The sequence below is a fragment of the Sorangium sp. So ce590 genome, assembly GCF_051521365.1.
Lineage (GTDB): Bacteria > Myxococcota_A > Polyangia > Polyangiales > Polyangiaceae > Sorangium.
The window spans coordinates 8,650,482-8,669,422 of the sequence record NZ_CP150346.1; the positions used below are offsets into that span (position 1 = coordinate 8,650,482).

Consider the following 18,941-nt stretch of genomic DNA (forward strand, 5'->3'; position numbering starts at 1 on the left):
ATCGACACGCAGCGGTTCACCGCGGTGGCTCCTCCTGGGCGGCGATTCCCGCAACCGTCCAGACATCCGCGACGAGGCCGTCGTCTCCTTCGCCGAACGGTGCGTCGGGATCGCCGCTCTCCCCTCCCGTGCCCGCCTTGTTCAGCTCGACGACGGCGCTCTCTTCGAGCCTCACGTCGCCCAGCAGGCGGGCAATGCCGACGGTGTACCCCCCGAGCCCACCGCCCCCGGGGCCGCCGGCGCCGCCGTCCCCGCCACGGCCGCCATCGCAGGCGAACTCGGGCTGTCCCTGGTTCATCGCGGCCAGTCCGCCGACGCCGCCCGGCCAGCCGTACCCGCCATCCTGCCCGCGTCCGCCGCGTCCGCCGTCGCCACCACGCCCGAGGAGGATCCTCGAGTGCTGAATCACGACGTCCGCGTTCACGGCGACGACGCCGATGCTGGAGCCGCCCGGCCGCCCGCCCCCGCCCGCCCGCCCGCCGCAGCCGCCGCCGCCGCCCGAGCCGCCAGACGCGCCGCCCTGCGGCTCCGTGCTCTGGCAGACGCCGCGCCCCCGCGTGCCGCCGCCGCCGCCACCGCCCTGGCCCGGCGTCCCTGGAGTCCCCTTGCCTCCCCAGGCGCCGTGCCACCCCGCGACGCTGACGCGCGCGGCGCTCTGCGCGCCGCCCTCGCCCGGCGTTCCCTGGGCGCCGTCCCGCCCGTACTGGCCATCGGTGCACGCCTCGATCCCGTCTTCACCCAGCCCGCCCGGCGCGCTCTCCGGGGGATCCGCCGTGGCCCCACGCTCGCTGCGCGTCCCGTGCTCGCCGTCGCCGCCGGCATCGCGACGGCCGACGCCGCCGCGACCGCCGGTGGACGTGGTGCTGCCGGGGCAGAGCGTCTGCGCGGGCAAGGCGCCTTTCACGGTCTCCGCCGAGCAGACCGCGGCGCCGTGGTTCCCAGGCGCGCCGTCCTCCGCGACCTCGAGCGGCGCGTCCTCGCCGGGCGCCCCGGGAGCGCCGTCGCCCGGGATGAGCTCGCTCCACGCAATGTCCGTCGCGGCGCTGTCCGCCACGATCAGCGCGATCGACGAGCCGCCCGGCTCGATCGCGTCCGCCGCCATGAGCCGCACGCCGAACAGCAGCGACTTCCGGTCGATGAAGAGGTCCGAGAGGACGGCGCCGTGCGCGTGCACCAGGACCGGCACGCGGCCGGCGCTCGGCGCGACGACGGTCGGGTGGTCCGCGCCGAGGTAGGCCCAGTCCTCGCGCTCGCAGGCGCGGCCTCCCCAGATCTCGACGCCCGACGGCAGGCGCACCGCCTCGTGGAAGTCCTCCGCGCACGCGTAGACGTGCGGCTTGCCCTCCAGCAGCGCCTTCTGGACCGCGTGCTGCAACGTCCTCACGGGCTCTTGCCTCGTCCCCGCGCGGGCGTCGTCTCCGCGGCCCGCGACGAAGACGCCGCACGCCTCTTTCGCTGGCGTCGTGGCGGGGTCGCCGGCACACGGCGGCGGGGAGGACGGCGGCGGCTCGCAGCTGAGGATCTCGGCGCAGTCGTCGGAATAGCCGACGGCGGCGCCGCACGAGATCACCGCCCAGCTCAGCGCGAGAGCGGTGAGCGACGCTCCCGACGCGCCCGCGAAAACGCGCTTCATGGCGCCCGACATTACACGGCCGCAGTACGAGCCTGCAACGACGCTGGGGCTGGAGGCGACCGGGAGGCGGAGAGGGGGAGAAGCCCTCGAGGCATGAGAAACCACGTCGAGATCAGGCAATGGGTACCTGGTGGCACTGCCTGGACGTATGGCACCGCCACGGGCGGCACCGAGCGCGCCGATCACATCGATCAACCGAGAAATGAACCGCCAAGCGCGCCAAGGACGCCAAGATTTTGTCCTCTTGTTGGCGTCCTTGGCGCGCTTGGCGGTTCGAAATCCTGCTCTTTTCAGGAGGTTTCAATCCGCTTGTCGCTCTAGTCCCATGCGTCGAAGATGCCGCCCGCGATTGCCAGCGCTCGACACGAGGGCCACCGCGCCGCCGACGCCGGCGGGCGGAGCGAGAGCGGAGCGCGTCACTCGACGCGGACGACCGTCCCCGCGGGCAGGCTCTCGGCGAAGGCGTCGCGCGCCGCGCGCACCTTCGCCTCGACGAGGCCGTCGAACGTGAGCTTCGTGCGGTACTCGACGCCGGACCACCGGGGATAGGAGCCGATGTCCACGTCGCGGTGGGCCTCGACCACGCGGTCGAGCATCGGCTTGAGCTGCCCCTCGTCCAGCGTCGTGAACACCGCGAACGAGATGAACGGCGCGCCGCCCGAGAGCTCCGCCTGGATGAGCGCCTGCTTCGCCCGGAAGATCTGCGGCACGCCGGGCAGCATCCACACGTTGCGCATCACCACGGCCGGCCACGCGGCGCTGCCGCCGGTCACGAGCCGCGCGCCGTCCGGGATGCGCGCCATGAGCAGGTGCCCCTCGGTGAGCCGGTCGCCGTAGTACTCGCGCAGCATGCTCTCCATGTTGGGCGCGCTGACCACCGGCACGCCGAACGCGCGAGCGACGCCGGCGATCGTCAGGTCGTCGTGCGTCGGGCCCACGCCGCCGCTCGTGAAGAGCCAGTCGTGCGACGCCGCGAGCGCGCGCACCTCCGCGGCGATCACCTCGATGTCGTCGAGCACCATGACCGCCCGCTCCAGCTTGACGCCGAGCGCGCGCAGCGTGCTCGCGAGCACGAACAGGTTCTCGTCAGCGATCTTCCCGCTGAGCAGCTCGTTGCCGATGATCAGCGCCGCTGCCGTCCTCATCTCACCCTTGCTCCGCTCAGCCCTCGAACTCGCGCGTCACCGGGCGCCCGTCGGCGTCCATCCCGAGCAGCTCCTCGACGCGCTTCTCCGCGCGGTCGAGGCGCTCCTGCGCCGACCGCGACAGGCGGATGCCCTCTTCGAAGAGCGAGAGCGCGCGCTCGAGCGGCAGGTCCCCGCCCTCGAGCTCCGCCACGATCTTCGCGAGGCGGCGCGTCGACTCCTCGAACGACGTCGCGCCCGCAGCCTTGTCGCCGCTCGCGGGAGCGCGATCGGCCTCGGTCGCGGACGGCGTCGACGCGGCGCGGGGCTCCGCGCTCGATCCCACGGCCGATTCCACGGCCGATCCCACGGCCGCGCCGCCCTCGTCCGTCGCGTTGCTCATCGCCATGAGCCAGCGTCCCCCGGGGGTGCGGCCGGCGCAAGCAGGACGGAGCTCACGCCGGGCGGCACCGCCGGCACGAGGAGCACGCCGTCGGGATCGGCCACGACCGGGACCGCCAGCCCATCCGGGCGGACGAGCCGCGCCGGCCGCGAGGACGCGCTCGCGGCCGCGCTCCGGTCGTTCGGGACGATCGCGATCCACACCACACCCGTGGCCAGCGCGGAGCGCGGCGGGTCGAGCCCCGGCGCGCCGGCGCCGGAGAGGGCGGCCCGCGCGAGCGCGCGCACCCCCTCGTCCGGATCGAGATCCCGCGCCGCGAGGAGGACCCGCCTGCGCTGCACCTCGGTGCGCCGCGACAGCCCGCGGACGATCGCGCGGCGCACCGAGGGGTCGTCCTCGAAGCGGTAGGCGCGCGCAAGGAGCGACACGCTGTCGGGCATGGGGTCGCTCCCGAGGCCGAGGGCGACGTGCGCGCGCACGACGGGATCGCTCCCCTCGAGCAGCCGCTTGAGCCTGCCGCGGACCACCTCGTCGTCGCGGGCCGCGAGCGCGCGCGCCGCGAGCGGCGACAGCGGCCCCCCTTCCTCCGCGAGCGCGGCGAGCCGCGAGGTCGCGATCGCCCCGCCCCCGGGCTCCGCGAGCAGCGCGACGCCCGCGGAGATCGCCGCCGCGTCGGGCGCGGCGTCGTCGCCGCCCGGCGCGGCGGCGCGGCGGTCCACGCGGCGCGCGGCGAGCTCCGCGAAGAGCGGCGCGAGCGCGGCGAGGGCGCGATCGCCCAGCGCGAGCGCGCCGCGCGCCGCCGCGTGGACCGCCGCGCGATCGCAGGAGGCCGGAGAGCACCCGCCGACGACCTCGACCGCGTCGCGGAGGCCGAGCGCCACGGCGCCGAACACGCCGACGGCGCGATCGCTCGACCCCTTCGGCGCGGCGAGCGCGGCGAGGAGCCGCCCCTCGAGCGCCGCGGGCGCGTCGCGCAGCACGAGCCCGCGCACGACGCCCGCGCGCAGGCCGAGCCTGCGGAGGTCTGCGTCCTTCGCGGCGCGCGGGCCCTCGAAGAGCTCCGCGACGGCGGCCCGCGCCTCGGCCCCGGGCATCGTCGCCAGCGCGAACGCCGCCGCCGTCGCGAGCTCGGGGCGCTCGGTGATCAGCCGGCGCAGCTGCCGCGCCGCCTCCGCGCCGCCCGCGCGGCCGATCGCGGCGACGGCGCGCGGCTGGGCGTCCTCCGGGAGCAGCGGGAGCGCGCGCGCGAGCGCCGGCACGAGCCGCTCCGCCGGCGCGAGCTCGGCCAGCCTGAGCCCGTCGACCCGGCCGAGCTCGGATCCGAGCAGCGCGGCCACCGCCTCCGGCGCCTCCGGCGCGCCGAGGTGGACGAGGATCTCGACGGTCGGCTCGAAGAGCCCCGGCTCCGGCCTGCGCAGCCACGCGCGCGCCTTCGCCAGCGCCGCCTCGTCGCCGAGCCGCGCGAGGGCGCGCGCCGCGGCCACCTGCGCCGCCCGGTCGCCGCCCTCGAGCATCGGCCGGAGCGCCGCGATCGCCCGGAGATCGCCGAGCTCGCCGAGGAAGCTCACGAGCGCGGGCTCGATCCGCTTGCGGCTCCCGAGCAGGAGCTGGAGCGACGCGGGCGGGTACGCCTTGAGCGCGCGCGCCGCGGCCTCCCCCGCGGCCCCGCCCTGCACGATCGCGTTCACGAGCGCGCCGAGCGCGCGCCTCTCGCCGGTGCGCGCGAGCGCGAGGGCGGCCGTGCCGCGCAGCACCTCGCCGAGCGGCGAGGCGGCGCCGCGCGCGGGGCCGCCGCCCTCCGACAGCTCGCGCGAGAGGAGCTGGCGCACGCTGTCGCGCGGTGCGTGCGGTGCGAGCGCCCGCACCGCGGCGAGGCGCGCCCTGGGATCGCGCGCCGCCGGCGACCCCTGCTCGAGCGCGGCGAGCAGCGCGCTCACCGCCTCCTCGGTGCCGATCGATCCGAGCCGCTCGACGCCGCGCAGCCGCGCCTCCGGGTCCCCCGACGAGAGCAGCCGCTCGGCGACGGGCACGCCCAGGCTGCCGCGCAGCGGCGCCGCGCCGGCCTCGGCGCCCGCCGGCGTCCTGCCGCCGTCCTCCGCGGCCTGCGGCGCCCGCGCGACCGGCTGCGGCGCTGCCGTGCCCGCCACCGCCGTGGCCGCGATCGCCGCGGCGAGGCCCACGGCGCGGGGGCTTCCAGGGAGGAATCGCATACGCTGCGCCGTACTATCCCGCGATCGACGGCCCGCTGTCACTCCCCAGGCTCAGCAGCGCCGGGTCATGTCAGCGCCGCTCAGCGGCGCTCAGCGCCGCGTGCGACCCTGGAATTTGATGGAAGCACGCGCTAGGCCGACCTACGGTGCAGCCGCTGAATGCGCCTGTGAGTGAGGTGACGCTTGATCGATCTGGTACGGACACTGGAAAAGGCCATCACGGTATCCGCCAACAAGGCGTGGCCAGTCTTGCAGCGCCTGAGCCGGCTCGGCGGCGAGCCCAAGCCGTTTCACCCGAAGTGGAGCGACAAGCCGATCCCGAGGGGCGGCCAGCGCTCGAAGCCCCCGCTCGGCTGGCCTCGCGAGACGGACAGCCTGTGCCCGCGCTGCGTCAAGGAGGCGCGCGCCGAGATCCTGAGTGGCAAGGCGGACTGGACGAAGCTCATCAGCGACAAGCCCGGGGAGATCCGCGCCAGCATCGTCGCGCGCGACGGGCGCGTGGTCATGGAGAAGACGTGCCCGAAGCACGGCTTCTTCTCGGACACGATCTCGATCGACCCGGAGTTCCTCGCCCGGATCGAGCGCCTCTTCGGCGGCCGCGACGTCGAGATGACGCCGGATAAGATCCACAACCACGGCTCGAGCACCATCCGGTACGGGCGCGGCGCGGTGCTCACTGTCGATCTGACGAACCGCTGCAACATGATGTGTGACCCGTGCTTCATGGATGCCAATCAGGTCGGCTATGTGCACGAGCTGTCCTGGGAGGAGATCACGCGGATCCTGGACGACGCGGCGGACGTGCGCCCGCGCCGCCAGATGTCGATCCAGTTCTCCGGCGGCGAGCCCACGCTGAGCCCGCATTTCCTCGACGCGATCCGGTACGCACGCCAGAAGGGGTACTTCGCGGTGCAGTGCGCGACGAACGGGATCCGCTTCGCGGAGGAGCCGGGCTTCGCCATGAAGGCCAGGGAGGCCGGCCTCCGGATGGCGTACCTGCAGTTCGACGGGGTCACGAACACCGCGAACAGCCACCGGAAGATCGGCAACCTCTACGACGTGAAGCTGCGGGCGATCGAGGAGCTCTCGACCGCCGGGATCGACGTCATCCTGGTCGTGACGATCGTCAACGGCGTGAACAACGACCAGGTGGGCCCCATCATCGACTTCGCGGTCCAGAACGCCGACAAGATCACGGTCGTCAGCTTCCAGCCGGTCAGCTTCACCGGACGCGACGAGGACATCTCCGACGAGCTGCGCGAGGAGCAGCGCTACACGCTGAGCCACCTCGCGCACGACATCGCCCGGCAGACCGGCGTGACCGACCCGCTCCGCGACTGGTTCCCCCTGTCGGCGCTCAGCCCCTTCGGCAACGTGACCGACCTGCTCGACGGCCCCGACAAGGACTGGGGACAGATCAACTGCGGGTGCCACCCGAACTGCGGGATCGGGACCGTGCTGTTCGTCCACAAGAAGACGAAGCAGATGGTCCCGCTGCTCGACTTCATCGATGTCGAGGAGCTGCTCTCCGACCTGCGCGCCATCTTCGACGCCGGGCGCGGCCGCACGCTCACGAAGGCCCAGGTCGTCGCCGCGCTGCTGCGCCACTACCGGCCCGAAAAGGCGCCGTCCAACTTCAATCTCGCGACGCTGGTGAAGCAGTTCATGAGCCAGACGGGCGCCGCGCACGCCGGCGAGGGCGACGCCAGCGCGTACGAGTGGCGGGTCCTGTTCGTCGCGGGCATGTGGTTTCAGGATCTGTTCAACTACGACTTCCGTCGCACCGAGATGTGCATCATTCCGTACGGAACGCAGCTCGGCGAGATCAGCTTCTGCGCATACAACACCGGCGCCGGGTGGCGGAACATCCTCGAGAAGATGAAGGCAAACGCCACGGTGGCCGAGTGGTACAAGAAGCACGGCAGGCACCCCGTCCATGCGAAGAATAAGGATCTTCCTTTACCGGCTTACGACAACCCCCTAACGATCATCGAGCACGATCTCGCATTGCACGAGCGCGAGCAGGGCGGCCCGCGCGCGCGACCGCCGACCAGGCGGCTGCCGATCGTGAGCTGATCGCGCATCCTCCCCCCGCGCGCGCTGCGCCACCGTCACCGATCGCCGACAGAGAGGTCACGCCGGCCCGCGACTGTCGGCGAACGGTCGTAGCACACCTCACATCGACAGGGAATCGGGCTGTCGCCGTGGCTGTGTGGGACGGGCGCGCGCACGCGGAGACCGGCGCATGACTCGTGGAGAACGCGCCACGCATGGTGTAGCCTGGCCATGTGACCTTGTACGGTGGCCGCTATGAGAGCTTGCGCGCCATCGCGTCGGGCGGCATGGCCACCGTGTATCTCGGGCGGGCCGTCGGCGCCGGCGGGTTCGAGCGCCTCGTCGCCCTGAAGATGATGCACCCGCACATCGCGGCGGAGCCCGAGTTCGTCGCGATGTTCCTCGACGAGGCGCGCCTCGCGGCGCGGGTCCGCCACCCCAACGTCGTCGCGACCTTCGATCTCGTCGAGGACCCGCTGTTCCTCGTCATGGAGTACATCGAGGGCCCGTCGCTGCACCTGCTGCTCCGCACGTGCGCGCGGGCGAAGCGGCCGGTCCCCGTCGGGATCGTGCTCCGCATCTTCCTCGACGTGCTCGCGGGTCTCCACGCGGCGCACGAGCTCACCGGGTCCGACGGCGAGCCGCTCCACCTCGTGCACCGCGACGTCTCGCCGCAGAACGTGCTCGTCGGCATCGACGGCGTCTCGCGCATCACCGACTTCGGCGTGGCCCGCGCCGAGACGAGGCTCATGTCGACGCAGGGCAACGCGCTCAAGGGCAAGCTCTCGTACATGGCGCCCGAGCAGATCCGGGCCGAGCAGGTCGATCGCCGCAGCGACGTGTACTCGGCCGGCGTGGTGCTCTGGGAGATGCTCACGGAGGAGCGCCTGTTCAAGGCCGACAACGACGGTGCGTTGATCGCGCAGATCCTCCAGGGCCCACCCGCGGGTCCGCGCGGGGTGGTGCCGTCGGTCCCGGCCGCGATCGACGGGATCTGCCTGCGCGCGCTGCGCGCCGACCGGGACGAGCGGTTCCCTACCGCGGCGGCCTTCGCCGAGGCGCTCGAAGAGGCGGCCGCGCACACGCCGGGCCTCGCGGTGTCGTCGCCTCGCGCCGTGGAGGCGCTCATCAAGGAGATCGGCCTGCGCGACGTCACCGCGCCCATCAGCGCGCGGAGCGGCCCCGCGTCCGGGCCGAGATCGGCGCGCTCGCCGCTCAGCCAGCGCTCTCCTCGGAGCGAGCCCCTGCCGCTGAGCCAGCGCTCGCCTCGGAGCGAGCCCTTGAGCCAGCGCCCTCCGCCGAGCGGGCTCCTGGGCCAGCGCTCTCCGCCGAGCGAGCCCCTGAGCCAGCGCTCTCCTCTGGGCCTGCGGATCCTCGGGGCGGCGCCGGACAGCTCGGGCGCCGACGGCAGCGCGCCGGGGCTGGGCGCCGTCGTCTCCGAGGCCGTGTTCCGCCGGCAGCACATCGTGCGCCGCAGCGTGATCGCCAGCGTCTGCGCGGTCGCGCTCGCGGCCGGGGTGGGCGCCTTCGTCGCCGTCGGTCAGCGCGAGCCCGCCGCTCGAGAATCGGCGGAGAGCATCTCCGCCCCCCCGAGGTCGCCGCTGCTCCCCACGACCGTGGCCGACAGCGCGACCGTCCACGCGGCCGCGCCGGAGCAGCCCGGCGGGCCCGCCGAGGCTCCCGTCCCCGGCGGCTCCGCCCAGGGCCCCGCCCCCGGCGGAATCGCACACGGCGCTCCCCCCGACCGATCCGCCCAGCCCCCTGTCGCTGGCCGATCCGCCCAGGGCTCCGCTCTCGGCAGGTCCGCACACGGCCCTGCTCCCACCGCCAACCGCGCAACGAACGCGGCCCCGCGGCCGGCCCCCAGAGCGACCCCGCCTGTGGCCGTCAAGCCCAGGACGAGCCGGCCGGACACGCGCACAGCGAGCGGATCCAACGTCTCGAAGACGAAGCCGGCGCCCCGCTCATCGGCCGTTCGCAGCGCAGCGCCGAAGGCGCCGGAGCCGAAGCGGAGCGTTCCGCGGGCGACCTCCCGGACGCCGTTCAAACCAACAGGGCTGTGACGCGCAACCCAGCGAAGCGGTGACGCGCAACCCAGCGAAGCGGTGACGCGCGACGTCACGACGGTCGTGAGACGCCATCGGCGCACCAGCGTCCCAAAGACGTCAGCGCTGGACAGACGCGGCACGCGGCGCCTGAGCACCGGCGCGGCGGAGCGCGTCGCGCGACGCCGGCCTGGCGATGCTCCTTTTTGCCGCCTCGTCCAACACTCCGGCCATGGAGGCCCGTCCAACGCTCCGGCGACCACGACCTTCCGCCGCCTCGGCTCAGGTCGCGCGACCCGAGGTCGCGCTGTCACACATTGAGCGCCTCGCTGCGTCACCTACATCGTCACAAGGGACAGCAGAAGGTCAGTCGTCATCTCACGAGCGCGATATAGGAGGTAGGCTATTCTTGTCGTGGGGCGGTATGTGCTCGCCCAAGTGAAAGACGCGCCGCGCGTCAGACGTTACCCCGGGGGAACCAGCTCATGCGCTCGCTTTTCGAGCAGGTGGTCGAGTGCTGCGGCCTCGCGCCCACATTCGCCAGGAAGATCATCCAGGAGGCCTGCGACCGGAGCGGTGTGTCGCCGCCCGAAGCGATGACGCCTGCCGATCTCATCCGTTCGCTCCCCCAGATCCGCCAGGCCCTCGGCGTCTTCCTCGAGCCCTCGGAGGTCGCGCTGAAGACGGCCGCGATGCGCGCCCTCGTCAAGGGCTCCTGGCCGTCGATGCCCGCGGTCGTCCCCCCCGACCAGAGCCAGGAGAGCCGGACACCTCAGGAGGAGCCGAAGTCAAAATCGAGCTCGTAGAGCTCGTAGTGCGACCGCTTCATTCCGAGCGCGACATAGGTCGACTGGGCACGCGCGTTCGCGGTCTCCACGTAGAGGCGGATGCCGCATACGTCCCCCGCGTCCGCCGCCATCTCGTGGACTCGCCGGTACAGCGCCCGGAAGATCCCGCCGCGCCGCGCCGCGGGGGACACGTAGACGGATTGGATCCACCAGAAAGTGCCGTTTCTCCAGTCACTCCATTCGTAGGTCACCATCAGCTGCCCAGCCACGTCGGAGGCGCGCTCGGCCACCAGATAGAACCCTTTGGCCTCATCGGCGATCAGCGCCGCGGCGCCGCGGAGGGTGGTGGCGGTGTCCAGCACCTTGCCCTCCGTCTCGAGCGCCATGGCCCGGTTGTTCGCCGCGATGATGGCCACGTCCGTGGGGGCCGCCCGGCGGATGACGAGCGCTGTCACGGGGCGACCTCCCGGCGGGCGCCGGGGGGGCGTGCTCCCGGCGAGCGGCCGGAGGGCGGCCTGCCGGGGAGCTCGGGGGAGCGGCGTCGGATCGACATGGCCGACCCCATACCGCGGACCGCGCGGCTGCTCAACGGTTGCGTCCCGGTCCCGCGGCGAGAGCGCAGGAGGCAGCGGCGAAGGCGCCGCCGCGGCGCGTCATGTTTCGAGATGCGATCATCGACGTGGGCGGCCGGCACTCCGGCGCACAGCGGTGAGCCATCGAGCCTCGCGCCGACGTGGCGCAGCCCGGCCGCCCCCTGCGCCGGCCGGCGGGGAGGTTGTGCTCCCCGCCCGATCGTGCGTACGCTCCGGGCGCGCAGCCTCCGGAGGGTGCCCCTTGACACTGCTCGTCAGCGACTCGATTGCCCAGCGCGTCCAGCGCCTGGAAATCCCTTTCAACAGCTTCGGGGTCGATCCTTACGGCATCTCCCGGAAGCACCTGGGTCTCTTTTTCTCGCTCCTTGACTTCTTCTATCGTCATTATTTCTCGGTGGGCGTGACGGGCACGGAGAACGTCCCTGCGCGCGGGCGCGCGATGCTCGTCGGCAACCACTCGGGGGGAATCGCCATCGACGGAGCGATGGTGGTCGCATCGATGTTCTTCGAGATGGAGCCGCCGCGGCTGGCAGAGGGGATGGCGGAGAAATTCATCAATCGCCTCCCGTTCACCTCGCTCTGGTCGAGCCGCACAGGGCACTTCACCGGCCTCCCCGAGCACGCGAGCCGCCTGCTCGAGGACGAGCGGCTGCTCATGGTGTTCCCGGAGGGGGCGCGCGGCACCGCCAAGCTCTACAGCGAGCGCAACTCGCTCGTGAATTTCGGGTCCGGGTTCGTCCGGCTCGCGATGAAGACGAAGACGCCCATCCTCCCGTTCGGCTTCGTCGGCGGCGGAGACGCGGTGCCCACCGTCGCCAACTCGTACACGATCGGCCGGCTGTTCGGGGTGCCGTATATCCCGATCACCCCGTACCTCGTCCCGGCCCCGCTGCCGGTCCAGCTGGAGATCACCTATGGCGAGCCGATGACGTTCGCCGGGACCGGCGCGGAGGAAGACGAGGTGATCCTGGGCCACGTGGAGCAGGTGAAGGCGAGGATCGCCGAGCTCATCGAGGCCGGGCGAAGGCGGCGACGCAGCAAGCTCGCGCTGGACCAGCGCGGCGCCGCGCCGCCCAGGCCTGCTTCGTCGAAGGAGAGCGCATGAGGGTCCTCATCCCTGGAATCACGGGTCAGCTCGGCCGCATGGTCGCGACGCGCCTCCTCGAGGAGGGGCACCAGGTGATCGGCATCGACCGGCGGCCGTGGCCGACCGCGCCGGCCGGCGTCGAGATGCACAACGTGGATCTGCAGAAGCGCGCCGCCGAGGAGGTGTTCCGCAAGAGCCGGCCCCAGGCCGTCATCCACATGGCGACCGTGACGCACCTCGTGGAGCAGACCGAGGAGCGGTATCGGATCAACCTCGGCGGCACGCGCGTCGTCTTCGACAACAGCCGCGCCTGCGGGGCCGAGCACGTGATCTTCGTCGGACGACACACGTATTACGGCGCTGGCCCCGAGTCGCCGCTGTACCACACAGAGGAGGATCCGCCGATGGCGGTATCCACCTTCCCCGAGCTCGCCGACCTCGTGGCGGCCGATCTCTACGCCTGCACGGCGCTCTGGCGCGCTCCCGAGCTCTGCACGACCGTGCTCCGCATGTGCTACACGCTCGGCCCGACGGGCCACGGCACGCTGGCGAGCTTCCTCCGCGGGCCTCACGTCCCGTACGTCCTCGGGTTCGACCCGCTGTTCCAGTTCATGCACGAGCAGGACGTCGTGACCGCCATCTGCCTGGCGCTCGAGAAGCGCATCCGCGGCGTCTACAACGTCTCGGGCCCCCAGCCCGTGCCCCTGTCGCTCATCATCCGGGCGGCGGGCAGGGTGGCGGTCCCCCTCCCCGAGTTCGTGCTGCGCAACGCGCTCGGCCGCTTCGGCCTGCCGAAGCTCCCGCGCGCGGCGCTGACCCACATCAAATACCCCGTCGTCGTGGACAGCGCCGCCTTCCGCGCGGCCACCGGGTTCAAGCACGCCATCGACGAAGCCCAGGCCGTCCGCGAGTTCCGCGACGCGCACCCGGTCCAGGCGGGCCGCCCCTGAACCCTCCGGAGATCGCCGGACATCGCCCTTATATTCGAGCGACGGTCCCCCCCTCTGGTACATGCCGCTCTAGGAGGTCCCGTTGTTGTCCGACAAGGTCAAGCAGTTCGCGCCGGCCAGGCTCACCGCGGACGTCAGCACGCTGCCCGAGCCCGAGAGGAGGGCGCTCGGCAAGCTCATCGAGGCCTCGCGGCGGCTCGATCCCGTGTTCGACCGGCAGGCCTACGCCGCGAACCCCGAGCTCCGCGAGCGGCTCCTCTCGGACGCCACCCCGGAAGGGCGGGGCAAGCTCGCCTATTTCGACATCATGCGGGGCCCGTGGGACAGGCAGGATCACCACCGCCCCTTCGCCATCGACAGGCCCCGCCCGCCCGGCGCCGGCTTCTACCCGGAAGATCTCGCGGCCGACGAGCTCCACGCGTGGACGAAGCAGCACCCGGGCGACAAGGAGGCGTTCGAGGGCCTGTTCACCCTCATCCGCCGCGACCAGGGCGGGCTCGTCGCCGTGCCGTACAGCCAGGCCTACGCGGCGTGGCTCGGCCCCGCCGGCGCGCTCCTCGAGGAGGCGGCGGCGCTCACGGCGAACGAGAGCCTCCGCAGGTTCCTGAGGTCGCGGGCCGCGGCGTTCCGATCGGACGACTACTATGCATCCGACAAGGACTGGATGGATCTCGACAGCCCGGTCGAGGTGACCATCGGCCCTTACGAGACCTACGAGGACGAGCTCCTCGGCCTCAAGGCATCGTTCGAGTCGTTCGTCACGGTGAGCGACCCGGCGGCCTCCGGGAGGCTCTCCAAGTACAAGGAGCTCCTCCCGGAGATGGAGCGCAACCTGCCCATCCCCGATGAAGTGAAGACGCAGCGCGGCGGAGAGAGCCCCATCCAGGTCGTGGACCTGGTCTTCAGCGCCGGCGACGCCCGCAAATCGGTCCAGACGATCGCGTTCAACCTGCCGAACGACGAGCGCGTCCGCGCCGAGAAGGGGGCCAAGAAGGTCCTGCTCCGCAACGTCATCGAGACGAAGTTCGAGCTGATCATGCGGCCCATCGCCGAGCGCATCCTCGACCCGGCGCAGCTCGAGCGCCTGTCCGCCGACGCGTTCTTCAACGAGACGCTCTTCCACGAGCTCTCGCACAGCCTGGGCCCGGCGTTCGCGCGTGTTGGCAAAGAGCGGGTGGAGGTGCGGCTCGCGCTCGGCGCGACCTACTCGGCCATCGAGGAGGCCAAGGCCGACGTGATGGGCGCCTACAACGTCCTCTTCATGATCCAGCGAGGCCACTTCGCCGAAGACTTCCGGGAGAAGCTCCTCGTCTCCTATTTCGCGGGGCTCTTCCGGAGCACCCGCTTCGGCGTGGCCGAGGCGCACGGCAAGGGCGCCGCGCTCCAGATCAACCGCTTCCTCGAGGAGCGCGCCGCCCGCTTCGAGCCGCAGACCCGGCGCTTCACGGTCGACGCCGCGGAGCTCGAGGCCGCCATCACCCGCCTCGTCCGTGACCTCTGCCTCCTGCAGCACCGCGGCGACAGGCAGGCCGCCGGCGAGCTCCTCGCCCGCTACGGGGAGGTCTCGGAGCCCATGCGGCTGGCGCTCGGCGGCCTCGAGGGGATCCCGATCGACATCCGGCCGATCTACCCGCTCGCCGGCGAGTGAGCCGCGCTCACGGCGAGCGAGCGGCGCTCACGGCCCGAGCTGGACAAGGAACGCGTCGCCAGCGCCGCGGCTCGTGACCGCGCCGCTCCCGAGATCGAGGACGCCGTCGAAGCGGCCGGTCACCCAGCTGCCGCCGAGGGGATCGACGGCGACCGAGGCGCCTTGCTGCTCGCCCGCGTCGCCGAACGAGCGCAGCCAGATCGGGTTGCTGGTCGGGTCGAGCTTGGCCACGAACGCGTCGGCGGCGCCCGTGGCCGAGCGCACCACGTCCCCGAGCTCGATGCTCCCCTGAAAGGACCCGGTCAGCACGATGTTGCCGGCCAGATCGACCGCGACCGACGCGCCCTCCTGGTCGGCGTCGTCGCCGAAGTCCTCGCACCACTGCAGGACGCCGTTCTCGTCGAGCCGGATGACGAGGATGTCCTTGTCTCCCGCGGTCGTGCGCACGGACTCGCCGACGGTGACCGAGTTGCGGAACGAGCCGGTCACGACGACGTTGCCCGCGCCGTCCACCGCGACGCCGAGCGCCTCGGCGGCGTTTGTCGCGTTGGCCGACTTGCTCCAGAGGTGGTCGCCCGAGGGGTCGAGCTTCGCGATGAACAGGTCGCTCTTGGCCACGGTGGAGAGCCCCTTCTCGTCCCGCCCGAAATCGACGCTCCCGCCGAACCGGCCGACGAGGACGATGTCGCCATGGCCGTCGACGGCGACGCCGGTGCCGGCCTGGTCCTCCGCGTCGCCGAACTGCCTGGCCCACTGGACGTTGCCGGCGGCATCGAGCTTGGCGAGGAACACATCGCTCTTGCCCTGGCTCTCCAGGAGGAAGCGCTCGCCCTGGCGGTTCTCGCCGAAGTCGAGCGTGCCCCAGAACTCGCCGGTGACGAACGCGTTCCCCGCCTCGTCCACGGCGACCGCCGTCGCGTGCTGGGTGGCGCCGTCGCCGAAGCGCCGGCTGAACTGGTGCGCCCCGGAGGCGTCGAACCGCGCCACGACGACGTCGGCGCGGCGCCCGTGGCCCTTGCGCACGCCGCCGCCGAAATCGACGTCGCCCGACGCGCTGCCCGCGAGCACCACGTCGCCGCCGGGCGCGAGCGCGACCCCCCGCGCGACGCTGTCCGCGAAGCGGCGGGCGAACCGGAAGCGCCCCTCGCGCGCGGAGGCGTCGCGGGAGAACGAGACGAGGAAGGCGTCCGGCTCGGCGAGCGCGCCCAGCTCATCCGACGGGCCCGCGCCGAGATCGGTGCTGCCGGACGCCGACCCGACCACCACGGCGGCGCGCGCGCCGACGGCGACGCCCATGCCGTGCTGAGCGCCGGTGCCGCCCAGCGCGACGCTCTGCACGGGATCGCCCGTGCACGCCCGCCCGTCGCAGTTCTCGTCCTCGGGCGTGGCGCAGCTCTCGAACGCGGGCAGCACCTGGTCGACGCAGGCGCCGGCGTCCGTCCCGTCGTCGTTGCACGTGGCGACGCCGGGCTTGCAGAGGCCGACGCCCTCCGTGCCCCGCGGCCCGGCGTAGCAGGCCGTCGCGACGCGGGGGACGCAGACCTCCACCTCCGGGCTGCCCCCGCCCGCCCCGCCCGCTCCGCCCGCCCCGCCGCCGCCACCTCCCCCCTCGCCCACCGGGTCCAGCGCGACGTCGGGGAACGGCGCGAGGAAGGCGCACGCGCCCATGCCGGAGCAGGCCAGGGCGAGCGCCGCGACGGCGCCCGTTCCGAGGCGGCGCGCGCGGCTCACAGGACTCCCTGCACGGCGACGCCCGCGCCAGTCACGCCGACCCACGGCGAGAGCGCCGTCGGGCCGGGGGCGCGCGGCGCGGGCGACGGCCGACCGCCGGCGGCGTCCTGAGGCGCCGCGCGCGGCGCGGCAGAAGGCCAGAAGAGGTACGTGGCGAAGCCGCCCGCGACGAGGGCCGCCCCGGTGAGCACCGTGCTCGTGACGGCGAGCGCCTGCCCGCGATCGCGCAGCGCCTGCCGCTCGCCCAGCGAGCCCGGCGCGGGGCTCGCGTTCTTCTTCAGGAAGGTGTGCCGCACGTCGTAGGCCATCACGCCCGTGAGCACGGCGGCGGCGCCGAGCGCGGCCGCCGCCCCCACGACGGCCACCGGCGGGATGCTCGGGCCCGGCGCGGGCGCGCGGGGCGGCGCGGGGCGAGCCGGCGCGCTCTGCCGCGAGACCGCGGGCGGGCGCTTGCGCCCGAGCTCGGCCCGGAGCTCGACGACCGCGCCCGTCTCGGCCTGCACCGTGGCCTCGAACCGCTCAGCGTAATTCTCGGCCCTCACCGCGATCCGCCGCGCCCCGGGGCTCACGAGGATGGCCGCCCCGACGAGCGCCGGGTGGACCGGCTCGCCGTCGATCGCGACGCGCACGCCGGTCGCGTCCTCGGGCAGCTGCAGGACGATCTGCGACGTCTTCACGCGGAGCTTCTCGATGCGTGACCGCGACTCGCTGGCGAGCGCGAGCTCCTTCCGCGCGGTCGCGCCGGACATGGCGAGCTCGAACGCGTTGAGCGCCTCGACGACGTGGCCGAGCGCCTCGTGACAGACGCCGAGGTGATACCAGAGCGCCGGTGACACGACGATCTTGCTGATGCGCTCGTAGGTCTCGAGCGCCTCCGCCCACCGTCCCTGGTCCTCGGCGGCGAGGCCGAGCCCGAAGAGGTGCCGCGCGGACGCGAGCTCCGCGGCGCTCGGCTGCCGCGGCGCAGCGACAGCCGCCGTGTCGCCCGCGACGGCGCCCGGCGGACCGCGATCGGCGCCCTCCGGGTAAGGCTCGGCGAACGCAGCCGGACCGACGCCGACCACGGCGAAGAATACCACTCCGCCGATGGTGATCCGATGCTCCACCCACGCCTCCTTCCTCAACGAAGCGATAGAGGCAATCCAAACGTACCCACGCTGCACTATTCTAGACAACTGGAAAATTGTTTGTGATTGGTGCCCGATCCTGGAACGCTCTTGCACCTCCCGCGAGAGCTTCAGCATGGTCGGATTCAGGACGACACAGGAGTCGCAGGTACGAGCTGTGATAGCGCCCGTCGATCTTGTGCCAGGCCAATTTCTCGGCCGCTATGAGCTGCTGATCGCCATCGCGCAGGGCGGAATGGGCACGGTGTGGGCGGCCCGGGAGCGCGGTGGGGCGGCGGGCAACAAGATCGTGGCAGTCAAGACGATGCTGCCGGCGCTCTCCAGCGATCCGCGCTGCAAGCGCATGTTCCTCACGGAGTCTCGCATCGCGGCCCGGATCAAGCACCCGAATGTGTGCGCGATCCTGGATCAGGGTGAGCAGAGCGGGGTGCTCTACTTCGTGATGGAGTGGATCGACGGCGACGCGCTCGTGGCGCTGCTCGGCGGCAGCACCCGCAAGCAGGGCCGGCCGCTCCCCCTGCCCGTCGCGGTGCGGATCGCGATCGAGACGGCGCGCGGCCTGCACGCGGCCCACGAGCTCCGGGACGAGGACGGCGCGCTGGTCGGGCTCGTGCACCGGGACGTCTCGCCGCACAACATCCTCATCACGCGGGAGGGCTCGGTCAAAATCGCCGATTTCGGCGTGGCCAAGGCCATGGCGCAGGCGGACAACCCGACGACAAACACCGGGCACATGAAGGGCAAGATCCTCTTCATGGCGCCCGAGCAGGTCTACAGCGAGCAGCTCGACCGGCGCTCCGACATCTTCGCGCTCGGGATCGTGCTCTATCAGCTGACGACGGGCACGCACCCCTTCGCCGCCAGCCACGACCTCGCGACGATGGCGCGCATCGCGCGGCCCGAGCCGGTCGATCCACCGAGCTCGCTCGCCCCCGGCTACCCGCCCGCGCTCGAGGCGGCGGTGATGCGCGCGCTCGCCAAGGATCCGGCCGAGCGGTTCGCGACGATGGCCGAGCTCGCGGACGCGCTGGAGGCGGTGAACGCGACGCTGGGCGGCCGCGACGAGGAGGTCACGGGGTACATCCGCGACGCGCTCGCCTCGCGCTCCTCGCGGCGCGCGGCGGTGATCAAGGACGCGCTGCGCGCCGCGGACGGCAGGTCGCGGGGGCGGCCGCTCTCCCGGCTCGATCCGCGCCGCCGCGCCCGGACGATCGCCACCGCGGCGGCGCTCGTCGCCTCGGGCGCGCTGCTCGGCGCGGCGACGCTCCTGTGGATCGGCCTCGGGGAGGGCCCCGCCGCGCCGGCCGTGGAGGTGCCCGCGGCGCCGCCCCTCACGGTGGAGCCGCGCCCGGGGGCCGCGACCGCCGAGCCGCGCGCGCCGGAGCCGCCGCGCGCTTCCGCGCCGGCGCCCTCCGCCTCGCCCGCGACGCCGCCGTCCTCCGCCCCGGCTGCGGCCGCGAGCCCGGGCCCGCCGCGCCCGCGAGCGCCCGCCGAGACCGGGCGCGCCAGGTTCCGCGAGCCCGGCTTCTAGCGCCGCACGCGCCGCG

General features: G+C 73.1%; 14 protein-coding genes. 7 read left to right on the forward strand and 7 right to left on the reverse strand.

Annotated features, from left to right (window positions below; all coding sequences use genetic code 11):
- Positions 1-16: 16 nt before the first annotated feature.
- The 4 genes from WMF28_RS32655 to WMF28_RS32670 form a co-directional block, all read right to left on the reverse strand.
- Complete coding sequence (locus tag WMF28_RS32655) at positions 17-1,633, reverse strand: hypothetical protein (protein ID WP_437597343.1); 1,617 nt, start codon at positions 1,631-1,633, stop codon at positions 17-19.
- A 416-nt stretch (positions 1,634-2,049) separates the two neighbouring features.
- Complete coding sequence (locus tag WMF28_RS32660) at positions 2,050-2,778, reverse strand: competence/damage-inducible protein A (RefSeq protein WP_437597344.1); 729 nt, start codon at positions 2,776-2,778, stop codon at positions 2,050-2,052.
- A gap of 16 nt (positions 2,779-2,794) precedes the next feature.
- A complete protein-coding gene (gene xseB / locus WMF28_RS32665) occupies positions 2,795-3,160 on the reverse strand; it encodes an exodeoxyribonuclease VII small subunit (RefSeq protein ID WP_437597345.1) in 366 nt (121 codons plus the stop codon).
- Complete coding sequence (locus WMF28_RS32670; protein ID WP_437597346.1) at positions 3,157-5,370, reverse strand: HEAT repeat domain-containing protein; 2,214 nt, start codon at positions 5,368-5,370, stop codon at positions 3,157-3,159. Before WMF28_RS32670 ends, xseB begins: the two co-directional genes overlap by 4 nt.
- A gap of 249 nt (positions 5,371-5,619) precedes the next feature.
- Between WMF28_RS32670 and WMF28_RS32675 the strand changes: the two genes are divergently transcribed.
- The 3 genes from WMF28_RS32675 to WMF28_RS32685 all read left to right on the forward strand — a co-directional run bounded on the left by WMF28_RS32675 (position 5,620) and on the right by WMF28_RS32685 (position 10,276).
- Entirely contained in the window at positions 5,620-7,446 is a 1,827-nt protein-coding gene (locus WMF28_RS32675) for a radical SAM protein (protein ID WP_437597348.1), read from the forward strand.
- A gap of 212 nt (positions 7,447-7,658) precedes the next feature.
- Positions 7,659-9,488: a protein kinase domain-containing protein gene (locus WMF28_RS32680; protein WP_437597349.1), complete on the forward strand. Its 1,830-nt coding sequence runs from the start codon at positions 7,659-7,661 to the stop codon at positions 9,486-9,488.
- A 467-nt stretch (positions 9,489-9,955) separates the two neighbouring features.
- A complete protein-coding gene (locus WMF28_RS32685; RefSeq protein WP_437597350.1) occupies positions 9,956-10,276 on the forward strand; it encodes a hypothetical protein in 321 nt (106 codons plus the stop codon).
- On the opposite strand, the gene WMF28_RS32690 is transcribed toward WMF28_RS32685, so the two are convergent.
- The gene (locus WMF28_RS32690; RefSeq protein WP_437597351.1) at positions 10,243-10,713 is read right to left on the reverse strand and encodes a GNAT family N-acetyltransferase; all 471 of its coding nucleotides are present in this window, start codon (positions 10,711-10,713) and stop codon (positions 10,243-10,245) included. The two genes, WMF28_RS32685 and WMF28_RS32690, sit on opposite strands and share 34 nt — an antisense overlap.
- A gap of 379 nt (positions 10,714-11,092) precedes the next feature.
- On the opposite strand from WMF28_RS32690, the gene WMF28_RS32695 reads away from it, so the two are divergent.
- The 3 genes from WMF28_RS32695 to WMF28_RS32705 all read left to right on the forward strand — a co-directional run bounded on the left by WMF28_RS32695 (position 11,093) and on the right by WMF28_RS32705 (position 14,536).
- Entirely contained in the window at positions 11,093-11,956 is an 864-nt protein-coding gene (locus tag WMF28_RS32695; protein WP_437597352.1) for a lysophospholipid acyltransferase family protein, read from the forward strand.
- Positions 11,953-12,888, forward strand: a complete 936-nt coding sequence (locus tag WMF28_RS32700) for an SDR family oxidoreductase (protein ID WP_437597353.1) — start codon at positions 11,953-11,955, stop codon at positions 12,886-12,888. The genes WMF28_RS32695 and WMF28_RS32700 overlap by 4 nt, the downstream gene beginning before the upstream one ends.
- Positions 12,889-12,970: 82 nt before the next feature.
- Positions 12,971-14,536 (forward strand): dipeptidyl-peptidase 3 family protein, encoded by a 1,566-nt coding sequence (locus WMF28_RS32705; protein WP_437597355.1) that lies wholly within the window; start codon positions 12,971-12,973, stop codon positions 14,534-14,536.
- A 27-nt stretch (positions 14,537-14,563) separates the two neighbouring features.
- Here WMF28_RS32705 and WMF28_RS32710 read toward each other — a convergent pair whose 3' ends face one another.
- Entirely contained in the window at positions 14,564-16,267 is a 1,704-nt protein-coding gene (locus WMF28_RS32710) for a hypothetical protein (protein ID WP_437597357.1), read from the reverse strand.
- The gene (locus WMF28_RS32715) at positions 16,264-17,373 is read right to left on the reverse strand and encodes a hypothetical protein (protein WP_437597358.1); all 1,110 of its coding nucleotides are present in this window, start codon (positions 17,371-17,373) and stop codon (positions 16,264-16,266) included. Before WMF28_RS32715 ends, WMF28_RS32710 begins: the two co-directional genes overlap by 4 nt.
- Before the next feature lie 199 nt (positions 17,374-17,572).
- On the opposite strand from WMF28_RS32715, the gene WMF28_RS32720 reads away from it, so the two are divergent.
- A complete protein-coding gene (locus WMF28_RS32720) occupies positions 17,573-18,925 on the forward strand; it encodes a serine/threonine-protein kinase (RefSeq protein ID WP_437597359.1) in 1,353 nt (450 codons plus the stop codon).
- Positions 18,926-18,941 lie beyond the last annotated feature (16 nt).

Bases quoted from the DNA above. Each gene is read 5' to 3' on its own strand.
- WMF28_RS32685 (WP_437597350.1), top strand. From the start codon at position 9,956: ATGCGCTCGCTTTTCGAGCAGGTGGTCGAGTGCTGCGGCCTCGCGCCC.
- WMF28_RS32700 (WP_437597353.1), top strand. From the start codon at position 11,953: ATGAGGGTCCTCATCCCTGGAATCACGGGTCAGCTCGGCCGCATGGTC.
- xseB (WP_437597345.1), bottom strand. From the start codon at position 3,160: ATGAGCAACGCGACGGACGAGGGCGGCGCGGCCGTGGGATCGGCCGTG.
- WMF28_RS32655 (WP_437597343.1), bottom strand. From the start codon at position 1,633: ATGAAGCGCGTTTTCGCGGGCGCGTCGGGAGCGTCGCTCACCGCTCTC.
- WMF28_RS32670 (WP_437597346.1), bottom strand. From the start codon at position 5,370: ATGCGATTCCTCCCTGGAAGCCCCCGCGCCGTGGGCCTCGCCGCGGCG.
- WMF28_RS32660 (WP_437597344.1), bottom strand. From the start codon at position 2,778: ATGAGGACGGCAGCGGCGCTGATCATCGGCAACGAGCTGCTCAGCGGG.